Genomic DNA, 14,582 nt, shown 5'->3' on the forward strand with positions numbered 1-14,582 from the left:
CACCGTATCCGGCCACGGTGGTGAGGCCGGAACGGGTCGGTCTCCCGTGGACAGGGGAGGTCCGGAGGGACGCCGGCGAGCATGGCGAGCGAAGCCGGGCCCGGCTTGGCGCGCCCGGTGGTTTGGCCGAGGGAAGTCAGTCAGCCCACACCGACGAGATCTACGTGCGGATCGCGTGGCGCGTCAGGTACCTATGGGGTTGTGCTGGCTCGTTGGTTGGTCAGCGACAACTGCATATGGCGTGCCCTCGATCGAGCGAAGTTTAGGGAAGTCGCGCACGAGCTCGGGGAAGCGGCTCTTCAGGACGATGAGGGTGGTGGAGTTGATGGGGCTTCTTCCTGTATTCAACGCCACCCGTACCGTTTCGTGCACAGTCTCGTAGGCAGTCATGTCCAGGCTTTTTCCGACAAGTGCGATGTTCAACAGTTCGGCTGCCCACGCCTGGTCCGAGTTCTTGGCCTTGCGCTTCTCTGCGGACTCGTGCTCAATGCACAGAGTTAGAAGGAGACTCACGATCTCCTCCGCATTCTCGTTGAGTCGAGCGTGCCACCGTTTTTCAGTCAGCAGGCTGGTGCCGAGTCGTAGCCGGATTTCCTTGAAGAGGTTTCCACTCAGGCGCGCAAAGGAGATATCAAGATCGTCTTCGGTTGAAGCGTCGGTCGCCAGTGCTATCGACGTGCCGTCGAATCGGATGGAGCGAGCGATCGCCAGGCATCCCTCTGGAGTCAAGGATGCCTGCCAGACTTCCACGCTCGAACGCCACTGTGCTTCCGCGTCCTCGCTCCGATAGATATCTGCGATCGGCACGGGTTGTTTGGCGCATATCAGTTTCAGCAGAAGTAGGTTGGCGGTGTAGGCGGCAATCTGACGAACGTGATCAGTCGGAGACGGGCGGTAGGCGCGATAGTGGCTGGAATCGGGACGGCTGCGTGCGTTGATGAAGAGCGACGAGAGAGCTAGGGACATTTCGTCGAGCGTTGAGTGGTAACCCTCGATCAGTTGTGTGCAGAAGGTCAGAATGCTGGACCTGTTGGCAAGCGGCTGGTGGCTGAGCAGTGCGAACAGAAGTTCGTCGTCCATATTTCCCAGGCCCCGTCGCAGTCGGGCGATCCCGGCCAATTTGGCGACTTCGTCGATGATGGCGCTTGCGATGAGATATTCGCCGAAAGTTGCATGAAGGAATTCGTAGGCACGCCGCGTCTCGTTCGGTCGCATACCGTCCGACTCGGCGGCATGTACGAAGAAGAACTCACTGATCGTCTTGCTACCGAGTTCGGTGACGCGGACCTCGCTCGCGTTCTTAGAGGGCGCGAGCACCGATAGATCCGATCCGAGGGCATCGTCCCGAACCTGCTGACTGCCGCGGTTGAACATGGCGAAAGCTGCTACCGACAATCGCCATAGATGCTTGTTTATCCGATCGTCGATCGGCATTGGCTCCGGCTCGGGCTCGGCTGTCCTCTTGGACGCTTCCCGAAATGCGAATTGATGTAGAAGCTGTCGATAGAGAGTGGCGGAGGAGATGTCGCTGTTAAGGTCTGCGGCTTGGGGGTCTGCGGAATAGAGTGCCAGCATCATGAGGAGCAAGGGCTGGGTCGCTAGGTCGCGGTGCCGCATGGCGGTTCGGGAATCGAGTCCCCGGATTGATCCGGCGTCAATGAGTTGCCGGTTCGCCTCTCGCCACTTGCTCAGCCAGCTCTCAACCTGAGCCTCGTGGAATTCTTCGAGTCTAATGACCAGGGTGCCCTCAGGGATCGCCACCCGGTCGGCAACCACAGTTCGAGACGTCACCACCACATAGACTGGCCGTTCTTGGGCGAACTCCCTTCGTTGAAACTCTGCGACATCCTGGAGATACGCGGTCCTCTGGATTCTCGACGCTTGGAGCATTTCGTCCAAGCCGTCGAGGAAGATGACTCGTACTGTGTCACGGCTGTGGTCCGTCAGTTCGGACCAGTTGGTGCGGCCGTGGGTGACAAGCTGCAGGCCTTCTTCGATCTGATTGTAGATGAGGGCATCGGAACTCACCCGTCGAAGGGGGACGTGCAGGCAGGTGTAGCTCTCGTAGGGGAGTTTGGCAGCCAGTACCCGGGTGAGCATCGATTTGCCTGCACCTGGATGGCCAAGCACAAGACATGGCTGCATAACCCCTTCGGGGGCGGTGAGGAAAGAGCACATCTTGACATCAAGATCGTTATGAACCGCCTGCTTCGTCCACCAGCGGTCGTCCCACGGGCGGCTCTGGCCGCCGGTGTACCTTGAAAAGCGGTATGAAGGACTCACAAATCCCTTTTCGACCGTGGGAAAGTTGACCCTCTCCTCGGCCAGCTGGCTCCCGATCGGCACGATCGGCTCGCTGAGGACAGCCCTGTTTGCCCGGCTCATGACCAAGCGCTTTTCGCTTCCGTACGAATGCTCGGCGCCGGCGACGGCTTGAAGCATCAAGGTCATTCTTGCCAGCGCGGCATCTTCTCGCGTGGAGACTGCCCTGATGAAGTCCTGCCCCATCTTCTCGATGTGCTTGCGAGTGGCGCGGTGCTCGCTGAGCGAGGCCCAAATGAAGAACTCAGGAACATCGGCACACATTTTCAGGTAGAGCGTCCTGTAGCGACTCGAAGCTTGCTTGGCCAAGGCTTTCGGGTCCAAGGCCAGCCATTCCGGACTGGTGTCGGAGGACTCTACGTAACTGTCCATCAGATCGCGTAGTCGGGCAGCCGCGTCATTGTGCCAATCCAAAATTGCGGCGCAGTTCTCGTAAAAGCCGATGGTGGCTGACGGTGCGGGAATGGGATGGCTGTAGAGAAACTCCAGAAATGGCTCACCGGTCATTCTCCACCGTCCCAGCGCGACGCGTTCCTCCTCACGGTCGCTCAACTGAACGGCTCGATAGTTTTCTTCGCCGACGGAGCTGCGCACCACCTCGAGAAACGCGGCAGCCGCCAAGACCGTGTGCGCCGCCCCAATCAGTTGGTGGCGCTCGAACTGAGTGCGCTCACCCAGCCCTCTGATTGCGCCATGGAGTAGCTTGTTCATCAAGCGCACCGCTTCGTTCTTCTGGCCCACCCAACTCCAAGCAGCCACCAACCCGGCGACGGGGGTCACAATCATGGCCAGCCCGGAACCGAGTATGACGCCTCCCAGTAGGTTGTCGATCTTGCTGAGCGTCGGCGAGTCGTACTCTCCGAGGATGCGCAAGGCCCCACGGTAGGTGAGCATCGGATTGGCTGACCGCATTACACAAGGGTCTCAGGAAGTCGCCCGTATGGGAACCAACCGTCCGGAGGGGTCGAAATCCGTCACGGCTGCTCCACCCGCGTCGGGTCGCCCCGGACCAGCTCGTCGTGGGTTCGCCAGCGGGCCGTCGCGCCGTCGCGCCGGGCGGCCTCGTCGTCCTCGGCGACCCGCCGGCGCAGCAGGTCGACCGCGATCCGGCGGTTGAGGTGCAGGTACCGTTCGGTGTCCACCACCACGACGTGACCGGACGGCCGGTGGGTCGCCCGGACGGCGGTGCTGGCCTTGTTCCGGTGCTGGCCGCCCGGCCCGCCGGTGCGGCAGGGCACGAACTCCACGTCGGCCTCGTGGAACGGTGTGGACACCGGGTCGGCCCGGTGCGGGCGGGCGGTGACGTACCAGTTCTTGCGCCCGTGACCCGGCCGGTAGGGGCTGGGCGCCTGCCAGCAGAGCGTCCCGGTCCAGCCGGCGGCGAACGCCTCCGCGCCGGCGCCGGTGATCCGCAGCCGCACCGATCGCCAGGTGGCCGGCCGGTCACCCGGCACGCTCTCCACCCGGCTCGTGCCCAGCCGGTGCCGGGCGGCGTCGGCCTCCAGGCGGGACAGCAGGCGGGCCAGCGCCCACGCGCACTCCGCCGGGCCGCGCCCGGCGGACAGGAACAGCTCCGTCACCGCCGCCCCCGGCGGCGACCCGGCGCGACATCAGGCGTCTTGTAGGTGACCAGGGGCACCGTGGTGGTGACCGGCGTGGCCAGACGGTGCGCCACCAGGTCGCCGATCACCTGCTCGATCCGCTTGTACGCGGTGGGCGCCTCCTCGAACAGCAGTTGCCGGTCGCCGCACACCACGATCGAGCCGACCGGCGTGCGGCGCAGCTCCTCGACGGTGTGCTTGGCCCTGCCCCGGCGCAGCGCGTCGGCGCGGGACATCTTCCGGCCGGCGCCGTGCGCCACCGAGTGGTTGGCGTCCGCGCCGGCGTGCGCGGCCACCAGGTGGGACGGGGTGCCCCGGGTGCCGGCGACCAGCACGTCCCGGCCGTCGCCCGGGGCCGCGCCCTTGCGGTGCAGGTAGTGCCCGTCACGGAGCTCCACCAGGTTGTGGCACTGGTCGACGACCGGCTCGGTGGGCTCGGCGCCCAGCGCGTACGCGACCCGGGCCGCCAGCAGCCGCCGGTTGAGCGAGCCCCACCGGACGGCGTCGTCGTGCCGGGTCAGGTAGGCCTCCGGATCGGGCGCCGGGCCGGCGCCGTGCGCCTCGGTGTGGTCGCGGAGGATCCGCTCGCCCAGTCCACGCGACCCGGAGTGCACCACCAGCACCAGGTCGCCGGCGGCCAGCCCGAGCCGCTCGGCGTGCTCCGGCGCGTCGAGCGCGCCGACGCGGGCCAGCTCGACGAAGTGGTTGCCCCGGCCGACCGTGCCGAGGCCGTCGAGGTGGCCGGCGGGCACGTCGCCGGTCAGCACCGACCACGCCGGGTCGTCGGCGTCCCGTCCGGGGTGCAGCGCACGGTCCAGGTCGGGGAAACGGGCGGCGAGTCGTTCCGGTACGGCCCGGCGCAGCGCGATCGGGAACACCGCGATGCCGCAGCCGATGTCGGAGCCGACCAGGAACGGGTAGAGCACCGTCGAGGCCATGGCGGCGCCGATCGGGGCGCCCTTGCCGGGGTGCAGGTCGGGCATGGCGGCGACGTGCGTCATGCCGTCCAGCGCGGCGACCTGGTGGCACTGGTCGAGTGCGGCGGACTCGATCCAACTGCCGGGGGAGGAGAAGACGGAGACGGAGGCGGGCACGGCCGTCACCCTCCCGGAGCCCGCCGCGCCCGGCAACCGACTTTCGTCGACATCGGGTCACCGGCTCCATAGACTCCGGTCGTTCTGGTACCACGAGTCCAGGGAGGACCCACGTGTCGAGCGAAACCCGACCGCACGCCGCCCCGCTGCTGGCCCGCCTCGCCGGGGTGACGGTGGCCGCCGTCGCACTGGTCGCCGGCTCCGCCGTCGCCGCGACCGCGGCCCCGGCCGCCGACCCCGCACCGACCAAGGGGCCGTGCGCGTACACGCCGACGCCGGACGAGCCGGCGGCCCGGCCGGTGCCGCTGCCGCCGGACCCGCGCCGTACGCCGGACCGGGGCACGGTTCGGGTCACGCTGCGCACCAACCAGGGGCCGATCGGGCTCACCCTCGACCGCGAGCAGGCGCCGTGCACCGTGCAGAGCTTCCTGCACCTGGCCCGGCACCGGTTCTACGACCGGACGCCCTGCCACCGGCTCACCGCGTACCCGACGTTGACGGTGCTCCAGTGCGGTGACCCGTCCGGCACCGGCGAGGGCGGCCCGGGTTACCGGTACCGCGACGAGCTGCCCACCGACCTGCCGCCCGCGCCGACCGATCCGACCGGCGTACGCCGCCTCTACGCCCGTGGCACGCTGGCCATGGCGAACGCCGGCCCGGACACCAACGGCAGCCAGTTCTTCCTGGTCCAGGCGGACTCGGCGCTGCGCCCGAACTACACCGTCTTCGGGCGGGTCGACGCGGCCGGGCTGGCCACGTTGGACCGGATCGCGGCCGGCGGCATCGCCGCCACGCCGGAGGACCCGGCGCCGGTCGACGGCGCGCCGGCCCAGCCGGTGGAGATCTGCAAGGCCACCCGGGGCCGCTGACGGCGACGGCCCGGCGGGACGGCTGTCGAGGCCGCCCCGCCGGGCCGGTGCCGCGGGCGGGTGCTCAGGCCGGCAGTCGCCAGACCTGGTTGGCGCCGCCGAAGCAGTCCCAGATCTGCAACCGGGTGCCGTCGGCGGAGCTGTTGTCGGTGGCGTCCAGGCACCGGTTCGACACCGGGTTGCGCAGCGTGCCGTTGCTCTGCGCCTGCCAGACCTGCGCGCCGGTGCCGTTGCAGTCCCAGAGCTGGATCTTCGTGCCGTTCGCGGTGCCGGCACTGGTCACGTCGAGGCACTTGCCCAGCGACCGCAGCGTGCCGTCGCCACCCACGGTCCAGCTCTGCGCGGCGGTGCCGTTGCAGGTGTAGAGCTGGATCGCGGTGCCGTTGGCGGTGCCGGCGGCGGCGACGTCGACGCACTTGCCGCCGAGGCCGGTGATCGGCCCGGTCCGCCCGGACGGCGGTGGGGTGGTGCCGCCGCCGGTGACCGTGTCGTAGATGGCGCTGACCAGCGACGTCGCGCCGGTGGTGTCCTGGGACAGCTCCCAGTTCATCATGCCGCCGGCGTTCGCCAGGGCCCACTGCGTCTTGCGCTTGACCGTCGGGATGCCGTTGTAGCACTGCTGCGCGCCGCCGGCCGTGGTGCAGTCGCGGTTGGCGTTGGCCGGGTCCATGCCGACCAGCGCGGCGTACGTGTAGTAGCCGGGCCGGCTGTAGAACGGCACGCCGAGCACCGCCTTGGCAGCGGGCAGGCCGCGCGCCTTCCACCCGTTCACGGCGGCGATCGACCAGTCGTAGTTGGCGTGCGGGCTGCCGCCGTCGTACGCCATGATGTTGAGCCAGTCGACCGAGTTGAAGACCGCGGTGGGTACGCCGTTGACGTAGTACCCCTCGGCGACCACGGCGGCGGTGAGCAGCTTGCCGCGGCTGTGCAGGGCGCTTCCGAGTTGCTGCATCAGCAGCGTGTAGTTGCTGGCGGACGTGCCCGGGTCGGGGTATTCCCAGTCGATGTCGACCCCGTCGAGGTTGTACTGGTTGACGAAGGCGACCACGTTGTTCACGAACGCGCCGCGGGCGCCGGAGGTGGCGGCGAGCGCCTCGAACGCGGAGTCGTCGCCGTCGTTCCAGCCGCCGATGGCGATGGAGACCTTGACGTTGTTCGCGTGCCCGAGCGAGACCAGCGAGGAGAGCTTGCTCGGGTTCTCCACCGCGCGCAGGCTGCCGTCGCCGTTGGGCAGCACGAAGGCGTAGTTGACGTGGGTGAGTTTGCCGTACTGGATGCTGGTGACGCTGCCGCTCCACGACGGCATGTACCCGACGCTCTTGAAGCCGTTGGGCAGCACCACCGCCTCGGCGGCGGACGGGGTGAGGGCGAGCGTCGCGGCGGCGGTGGCCAGCGCGAGCGCACCGGCGGCGAGGCGGCGCCGGAGGTGGGGTGTGGGCATCGAGGGCCTTCCCGGGGGACGGGGGCGGACAGGGGGTGTTCCTCGAGGTGGACCAAATATTAAAGACTATTAACTAAGGCGTCAACGACGAACTTCGATGAGTCAGGCGGCGTACGTGGAGAGTTGCGCGAGCTGTCCGGCGGGCCAGCCGGTGTTGCCGGTGAACCGCACCCGCAGGTACCGGACCGGGGTGGCGGTGAACGTCAGCGTCGCCTGGTTGCCGGTGGCCGGGTCGAACCGGACGCCGACCGGCCCGGTCAGCGTGGTGAACGTCGTGCCGTCCGTGCCGCCCTGCACCGCGAGCGTCTGGGTCCGGGCCTCCCAGCCGGCCGGCAGCGCGAGGAACAGGCGGGCCACCGGCCCGGTCGCGCCGAGGTCGACCTGCCACCACTGCGGGAACGCGCCGTTGGCCGACTCCCAGTACGTGCCCCGGTCGCCGTCGACCGCGTTGCCGGCGCCGAACGGCCCGTTCTGCTGGCTGCTCGCCGACGTCGGCCGACCGGCCGCCAGGTCGCCGCCGGGCGGCTGCCCGCCAGCGGTCACCGGCGGCGTGGGCCGCACCGCCGTGAGCGCCAACTGGCCCTTGAGCATCCGGCCACCGTCGGCGGTGATCCGCAGGTAGTAGTCCGCCGAGCAGGCGGTGCCGTCCTCGTCGAGCGCCCGGATCCCGGTCCCGGCCGGGGTGGCCGCCGCCGTCTCGCTGGTCTTGGCGATCTGGTTGCCCTCGTTGAACTCGTCGAACATGGACACGTAGAGGCCCTGCGCGCCGAGCCGCACCATGTTGTAGAGGTGCCGCCAGTAGAAGTCGCCGTGCCGCCGGTGGCCGGCGGACAGGTCGCCCGGCATCACGCAGGGCTGGTAGTCGATGCCGTGCGCGGCGCAGTCGGCCAGGTCGGGCACGTTGACGTTGGCGTGGAACCAGTCCAGCCCGTCGAGCGTGCCGGTGCGCCCGACCATCCACGGCGACAGCATGTCGAACGCGTGGTAGACGTCGGCGAAACCGGGGCGGGAGTCGTTGATCCCCTGCCGCCAGTAGGTCGGCACGCCACCGATGACGTAGCAGCCCTGGGCCTTGAGCCACCGCACCACGTCCAGGCAGGCGGCGGGCGCGAACGGCCGACCGTCGTCGGCGAAGCCGAACCCCCACACGCAGACCACCGGCTTGCCGTTCTGCCGGGCGTACGCCGGTGAGGCGGTGTGTGCCGACATCCTCGTCGCCCAGTCCTCCTTGAGCTGCGACTGCATCGCGGTCCAGCCGGTCACGTCGTACATCACGTAGAACCTGCGGCCGAACCGCTCCGCCGCCGAGCGGACCTTCGCCGCCATCGCGTCGCGGGTCGGCCCCTCGTCACCGAACGGGTTGAATCGTTGCAATGCCACGGTGTCGCAGCCGTACTCCCGCATCCAGCGGAAGTGGGTGTCCACGGTCTGCTGGTCGTAGGAGGAGAAGAGCGTGGCCGGCCGGCCGTCGCCGAGGTTCGGGTAGGCGGTGGGGTAGCCGCGGTCGTACTCCCGCATGTCCGGCCAGGACACGATCGTGGTGTTCGCCGGCGAGGGGGACTGGAACCGGTCCCGGCTCCAGTGCCACCAGCCGCCGATCGGGGCGCCGTCGCCGGGACAACTGAACCAGCCCTGGTAGCCGACGGAGACCTTGCCGACCACGTCGCCGGGGGGACTGGCGGCGGCTGCGGGGGTGAGGGAGAGCGCGAGGTCGGGCAGCGCGGCGAGCGCGGACCCGGCCACCACGGACCGGATCAGGGTACGGCGGGTGGGCGCCATGCGGACCGCTCCTTCGAGGGGAGGAAGAAATTGACGGTCATAATGGCAGTGCGCGACATGGAACTGCAATACTCAGACAGATCGATGAAACAAGCAGCGTGAAGGGCGGCCCGCCCGGTGGCGGACCGCCCCTCGGTCGTGCGTCGGTCAGGCGACCGAGGCCGGGAACCGCTCCCAGACCCGGTGCGCCGCCATCAGTCGCTGCACCGACTCCAGCGCCTCGGCGCCGGAGCCCCCGGTCACCACGCCCGGCGAACCAGCCACCCCGGTCAGTCGCAGCACCTCGGCGCCGGCGCCCCACGCGCCGATCGCCTTGGCGTGCCGCCACGCCTCCTCGACCAGCAGCGACACCCGCGGGTCGACGGCGGTCGCACCCGGCGCGCCGGCCTTGGCGTCCCGCGCCGGCAACGCGTCCGGGGCCGGCGCCGGCGCGCCGGCCAGCAGGACCGCGTCGAACTCGACGGAACGGGCGGTGGCGAACGTACGCTGCACCGGCAGCCCGCCCACCGTGCCGCCGTGCGCGGCGATCAGCAGCGGCACCATGCCGGCCGAGAACACCGCGCGCTGGACCTGCGCGACGTCGTCGAGGTCACCGTCGGCGTCGACCACGATGCCCACCATCCGGCCGTCGGCCGGCCACTCCCGGCCGACCTGCGACAGCGCCGGGCTGGGCTGCACCTCGGCCAGCGGCACGGTCGGCTGTGGCGCGGGCAGCCCCAGGCCGGTGGCGACCTGCTCGCAGAGCACCGGGTCGATGTTGGCCAGGCACTGGAGCTGCCGCTCCTTGATCGCCTGGTGGTAGCACTTACCCAGCTCGAACGTGTACGCCCGGACGATGTGCTCCTTCTCCACCGGCGACATGCTCGCCCAGAAGAGCCGGACCTGGCTGTAGTGGTCGTCGAAGGAGGCCGGCGCGGCCCGGACCTTCGGCGCCTCGGCCACCGTCACCGGCACGTCGACGAACGCGTGCTCGCGGTCACCGGCCGGGAACGGGTTGCCGCCGTCAAGCGAGTTCGGCCGGTAGGGCGCCACTCCGGCGTGCACCGCCTGCTGGTGGAAGCCGTCCCGGAGCATGTCGTTGACGTCGGCGTGCGGCCGGTTGATCGGGATCTGGGTGAAGTTCGGCCCGGCCAGCCGGGTGAGCTGGGTGTCCAGGTACGAGAAGAGCCGGCCCTGCATCAGCGGGTCGTTGGTGACGTCGATGCCCGGCGGCAGGTGCCCAACGTGGAATGCCACCTGCTCGACCTCGGCGAAGTAGTTGGTCGGCGTCCGGTTGAGCGTGAGCGTGCCGATCGGCTGCACCGGCGCCAGCTCCTCCGGCACGATCTTCGTCGGGTCGAGCAGGTCGATCCCGGCGAACGTCTCCTCCGGCGTGTCCGGGAAGACCTGGATGCCCAGCTCCCACTCCGGGTACGCGCCGGCCTCGATGGCGTCGTACAGGTCGCGGCGGTGGAAGTCCGGGTCGATGCCGTTGATCAGCTGCGCCTCCTCCCACTCCAGCGAGTGCACCCCGAGCTTCGGCTTCCAGTGGAACTTGACAAGCACCGTCGCGCCGGCGTCGTCGACCAGGCGGAACGTGTGCACGCCGAAGCCCTCCATGGTCCGGTAGGACCGCGGGATGCCCCGGTCGGACATGTTCCAGATGGTGTGGTGCTGCGCCTCGGTGTGCAGCGAGACGAAGTCCCAGAACGTGTCGTGCGCGCTCTGCGCCTGCGGGATCTCCCGGTCCGGGTGCGGCTTGCCGGCGTGGATGATGTCCGGGAACTTGATCGCGTCCTGGATGAAGAAGACCGGCATGTTGTTGCCGACCAGGTCGAACGTGCCCTCGTCGGTGTAGAACTTGGTGGCGAAGCCCCGGGTGTCGCGGACCGTGTCCGCCGAACCGCGCGAGCCCAGCACGGTCGAGAAGCGGACGAAGACCGGCGTCTCGCGCCCCTTCTTCAGGAAGCCGGCGCGGGTGACCTGCTCGGCCGCGCCGTTGGCGACGAAGACGCCGTGCGCGCCGGCGCCGCGGGCGTGCACCACCCGCTCCGGGATCCGCTCGTGGTCGAAGTGCATGATCTTCTCGCGCAGGTGGTGGTCCTGGAGCAGCACCGGGCCGCGCGGGCCGGCCTTGAGCGAGTGGTCGGTGTCGCGCAGCCGGGCGCCGTTGGCGGTGGTGAGGTACGCCCCCTGCTGCCCCTTGGCGATCTTCGGCACGCCGGTCTCCGCGCCGGTCGGGGTACGCGTGTCCGGCGCGCCCTGCTCGTCCTTGGGCGGCAGCGGGCCGTGCGGCGCGGTCGGCTCCTCGAGCGATGGTGGGGCACTGCCCGGCGCACCAGGTACGTCCGGCGTCAGTGCCTCGCCGACCTTCTCGACAGCGGCCTCGACGACACCCTTGACGACCTGGGCGGGCTTGCTGGATTCCATCAGGCTCTGTCCTCCCTGCGGCGTTTTGACCTAGCCCTCAGGGCCCTACCCTGGGCAGGGGAGGACAAACAAGGATCACCCGGACGGGATGGTCAGCGGTGCGGCACGACCACCGCGGTCACCACCAGCCCGCGCTCCACCAACCAATGCCCGTCGAGCACGTCCAACGGCGGCCCGCCGTCGGTCCGCGCGCCGTCGACCAGCACCCGGGCGGTGAACCGGCCGGCCGGGTCCAGCGTCAGCTCCGCCTCCTCGAAGCCGAGCCACCGGCTGGTCAACGGGTACCACGCCTTGTAGACGGACTCCTTCGCGCTGAACAGCAGCCGGTCCCAGTGCACGCCCGCGTCGGCGGCGCGCAGCCCGGCCAGGTGCGCCGGCTCGCCGGCGACGGTGACCGCGTCGGCCACCCCCTCGGGCAGCGGCCCGTGCGGCTCGGCGTCGATGCCCAGCCCGGCCAGCGCGGCGGCCGGGGCCACCACCGCCGCCCGGTACCCGGTGCAGTGGGTGATGCTGCCCACCACGCCGGCCGGCCAGAGCGGCTCCCGCCGGGGGCCGGGGCGGATCGGGGCCGGCGGGTACCCGAGCCGGGCCAGCGCCTCCCGCGCGCAGCGCCGGGCGGTGACGAACTCCTGGCGGCGGCTGGCCACCGCGCGGGCCACCAGGTCCTCCTCCCCGGGGTACGGCTCGTCGTCGGCCCGGTCGGTGAACGCCTCGACGGCCACCGCCGCCGGCGGCAGCAACGCCTCGATCACGGGGTGCCGCCGAGGATCCGCCGCATCGGGCGCGGCTCGCCGCCCCGGCGGCCCCACTCCCGCGGGTAGCCCAGCGACACCTCCTCGAACCGCACCCCGTCGTAGTGGGTGGTGCGGGGGATGTGCAGGTGACCGTAGACCGCGACGGCGGCCCGGTGCCGCACGTGCCAGTCGGCGCTGCGCTCGGTGCCGCACCACTGCGCGAACTCCGGGAACCAGAGCACGTCGGTGGGCTGGCGGACCAGCGGCCAGTGGTTGATCAGCACGGTCGGCAGCGCCGGGTCGGCCGCCGCCAGCCGCCGTTCGGTCGCCGCCAGCCGCGCCCAGCACCACGACTCCCGGTCCGGGTACGGGTCGGGGTGCAGCAGCATCTCGTCGGTGCACACCACCCCGGACTCGTACGCCACCCGCAGCGACTCCTCCTTGGTGGACGTGCCGGGGGCGCGGAACGAGTAGTCGTAGAGCAGGAACAGCGGGGCCACGGTGACCGGCCCGTCCGCGCCCCGCCACACCGGATAGTCGTCCTCCGGGGTGAGCACGCCCAGGCCCCGGCACATGGCGACGAGCGCCTCGTAGCGCGCCACCCCGCGCAGCGTCACCGGGTCGGTGGGATGGGTCCACAGCTCGTGGTTGCCGGGCGCCCAGATCACCCGGGCGAACCGGTCGCGGAGCTGTGCCAACGTCCGCTCGATGTCGGCGAACAGCTCCCCGACGTCGCCGGCCACGATCAGCCAGTCGTCCGCCGACTCCGGGCGCAGGCCGTCCACCACCGCCCGGTTCTCCGGGTACGACACGTGGAGATCACTGACCGCGTACAGCGCACCCGTCATTCGGCCGATCTTGCCAGCGACGGTCCCGAATGGCCAGGCGCGGAACGGCGGTGTTCAGCCGATCAGGTCGGCGACCCGGTCGACGGCGCGCAGCAGCTCCCGCGCGATGCCCGGCTCGGCCGCCGAGTGGCCCGCGTCCGGCACGATCCGCAGCTCCGCCTCCGGCCACCGGCGGGCCAGGTCGTACGCGGACACCGGCGGGCAGCACAGGTCGTAGCGGCCGTTGACGATCACGGCCGGCAGGTGGCGGATCCGGTCCACGCCGTCGAGCAGTTGCCCCTCGGCGAGGAAGCCGCCGTGCACCGCGTAGTGCGACAGGATCCGGGCGATCGGCAACGCCTGCTCGTCGGCGGTGAAGTGGTCGAGCACCGCCGGGTCGGGGCGCAGCGAGGAGTTCACCGCCTCCCACCGCCCCCAGGAGCGCGCGCAGGCCCGCGCCACGTCGGCGTCCGGGCCGTGCAACCGCCGGTGGTAGGCGGCCAGCACGTCGTCGCGTTCGGCCGGCGGGATCGGGGCGACGAACCGGGCCCACTCCTCGGGCTGGAGGTGCCGCAGGCCGCCCTGGTAGAACCAGTCCCGTTCGCTGCGCCGCAGCAGCAGCACGCCGCGCAGCACCAGGCCGGTCACCCGGTCCGGGTGCGCCTGCGCGTACGCCAGGCCGAGCGTGACACCCCACGAGCCGCCGAACACCAGCCACCTGTCGATGCCGAGCCGCCGCCGGATGGTCTCCAGGTCGGCCACCAGGTGCCCGGTGGTGTTGGCCCGCAGCTCGCCGAACGGGGTGCTGCGGCCCGCGCCGCGCTGGTCGAACAGCACCGCGCGGTAGCGCCCGGGATCGAAGAACCGCCGCGCCGCCGGCACCAGACCGCCGCCGGGCCCACCGTGCAGGAACACCACGGGTACGCCGTCCGGCCGGCCGACCTCCTCCACGTGCAGGACGTGGCCGTCACCGACCGGGACCCGGTGGGTGGCGTACGGCGCGACGGGCGGGTGGAGGGCGACTCCGGTCATGCCCGGTGATTCTGCCCGCGCGACCCGCGTCGCGGGGACCCGTTCAGCAGGCGACGTTGCCGCCGAGGTTGTCGAGCAGCGCGTCGGCGACCCAGCCGGAGACACCGGTGGTGGTGTCCCGCAGGTAGGTCCAGGTGTAGGTGGTGTGCCCGTTCGCGCTGACCCGGTCGCCGCTGGCGAAGCAGTGGAAGTCGACGTTGTGGCTGAGCTGGCCGTAGCCCAGGGAAGCGCAGGTGGTGTGCGGGCCGCTGCGGATGTTGACGTTGGTGGCGTTGAAGAGCTGGCCGAACTTGGTGTCCACGTTGGAGTGGGAGTGGCTGCAGCTCGCGCTGGCCGGCGCCGCCGTGCCCACCACCGCGACCCCCGCCGCGGCGACGGTCAGGAGCGCCGCCGCGCCGATCGAGGACGCTTTCCGCATGTCGAACCCCCGAAGTCGAGGCGGCAAATTGATCCACATATTTGCATATCGCAAAC

Annotated in this window: 11 protein-coding genes; 1 reads left to right on the forward strand and 10 read right to left on the reverse strand. The window is 70.3% G+C overall.

Annotation, left to right across the window (positions count from 1 at the left end):
* Positions 1–183 precede the first annotated feature (183 nt).
* The 3 genes from C8054_RS10740 to C8054_RS10750 all read right to left on the reverse strand — a co-directional run bounded on the left by C8054_RS10740 (position 184) and on the right by C8054_RS10750 (position 5,053).
* Positions 184–3,195: an NACHT domain-containing NTPase gene (locus C8054_RS10740; protein WP_158273837.1), complete on the reverse strand. Its 3,012-nt coding sequence runs from the start codon at positions 3,193–3,195 to the stop codon at positions 184–186.
* A 101-nt stretch (positions 3,196–3,296) separates the two neighbouring features.
* Entirely contained in the window at positions 3,297–3,902 is a 606-nt protein-coding gene (gene prfH, locus C8054_RS10745; protein ID WP_107156616.1) for a peptide chain release factor H, read from the reverse strand.
* The gene (locus C8054_RS10750) at positions 3,899–5,053 is read right to left on the reverse strand and encodes an RNA ligase RtcB family protein (protein WP_107156617.1); all 1,155 of its coding nucleotides are present in this window, start codon (positions 5,051–5,053) and stop codon (positions 3,899–3,901) included. Before C8054_RS10750 ends, prfH begins: the two co-directional genes overlap by 4 nt.
* A 77-nt stretch (positions 5,054–5,130) precedes the next feature.
* Between C8054_RS10750 and C8054_RS10755 the strand changes: the two genes are divergently transcribed.
* The gene (locus C8054_RS10755; protein WP_107156618.1) at positions 5,131–5,886 is read left to right on the forward strand and encodes a peptidylprolyl isomerase; all 756 of its coding nucleotides are present in this window, start codon (positions 5,131–5,133) and stop codon (positions 5,884–5,886) included.
* 64 nt (positions 5,887–5,950) lie between these two features.
* Here the strand turns inward: C8054_RS10755 and C8054_RS33205 are convergent, their stop codons facing one another.
* The 7 genes from C8054_RS33205 to C8054_RS10790 all read right to left on the reverse strand — a co-directional run bounded on the left by C8054_RS33205 (position 5,951) and on the right by C8054_RS10790 (position 14,526).
* Positions 5,951–7,327, reverse strand: a complete 1,377-nt coding sequence (locus C8054_RS33205; RefSeq protein ID WP_107156619.1) for a glycosyl hydrolase family 18 protein — start codon at positions 7,325–7,327, stop codon at positions 5,951–5,953.
* A 102-nt stretch (positions 7,328–7,429) separates the two neighbouring features.
* Positions 7,430–9,106 carry a discoidin domain-containing protein gene (locus C8054_RS10765; RefSeq protein ID WP_107156620.1) on the reverse strand — a complete coding sequence of 559 codons (1,677 nt, stop codon included), beginning with the start codon at positions 9,104–9,106 and terminating at the stop codon, positions 7,430–7,432.
* 147 nt (positions 9,107–9,253) lie between these two features.
* A complete protein-coding gene (locus C8054_RS10770) occupies positions 9,254–11,515 on the reverse strand; it encodes a catalase (RefSeq protein WP_107156621.1) in 2,262 nt (753 codons plus the stop codon).
* 92 nt (positions 11,516–11,607) lie between these two features.
* Positions 11,608–12,267 (reverse strand): 4'-phosphopantetheinyl transferase, encoded by a 660-nt coding sequence (locus C8054_RS10775; protein WP_107156622.1) that lies wholly within the window; start codon positions 12,265–12,267, stop codon positions 11,608–11,610.
* Positions 12,264–13,097 carry a metallophosphoesterase gene (locus C8054_RS10780; RefSeq protein ID WP_107156623.1) on the reverse strand — a complete coding sequence of 278 codons (834 nt, stop codon included), beginning with the start codon at positions 13,095–13,097 and terminating at the stop codon, positions 12,264–12,266. Before C8054_RS10780 ends, C8054_RS10775 begins: the two co-directional genes overlap by 4 nt.
* 54 nt (positions 13,098–13,151) lie before the next feature.
* On the reverse strand, positions 13,152–14,108 hold the full coding sequence (pip, locus tag C8054_RS10785) for a prolyl aminopeptidase (RefSeq protein ID WP_107156624.1): 957 nt from the start codon (positions 14,106–14,108) through the stop codon (positions 13,152–13,154).
* Positions 14,109–14,151: 43 nt separating this feature from the next.
* Positions 14,152–14,526, reverse strand: coding sequence for a hypothetical protein (locus tag C8054_RS10790; RefSeq protein WP_107156625.1), 375 nt, complete (start codon positions 14,524–14,526; stop codon positions 14,152–14,154).
* Positions 14,527–14,582: the final 56 nt, after the last annotated feature.

The sequence above is a fragment of the Micromonospora sp. RP3T genome, from assembly GCF_003027925.1.
GTDB lineage: Bacteria > Actinomycetota > Actinomycetes > Mycobacteriales > Micromonosporaceae > Micromonospora.

Excerpts from the sequence above, each read along its gene's own strand:
- C8054_RS33205 (WP_107156619.1), bottom strand. The coding sequence starts at position 7,327 with ATGCCCACACCCCACCTCCGGCGCCGCCTCGCCGCCGGTGCGCTCGCG.
- C8054_RS10765 (WP_107156620.1), bottom strand. The coding sequence starts at position 9,106 with ATGGCGCCCACCCGCCGTACCCTGATCCGGTCCGTGGTGGCCGGGTCC.
- C8054_RS10770 (WP_107156621.1), bottom strand. The coding sequence starts at position 11,515 with ATGGAATCCAGCAAGCCCGCCCAGGTCGTCAAGGGTGTCGTCGAGGCC.
- C8054_RS10780 (WP_107156623.1), bottom strand. The coding sequence starts at position 13,097 with ATGACGGGTGCGCTGTACGCGGTCAGTGATCTCCACGTGTCGTACCCG.
- pip (WP_107156624.1), bottom strand. The coding sequence starts at position 14,108 with ATGACCGGAGTCGCCCTCCACCCGCCCGTCGCGCCGTACGCCACCCAC.
- C8054_RS10790 (WP_107156625.1), bottom strand. The coding sequence starts at position 14,526 with ATGCGGAAAGCGTCCTCGATCGGCGCGGCGGCGCTCCTGACCGTCGCC.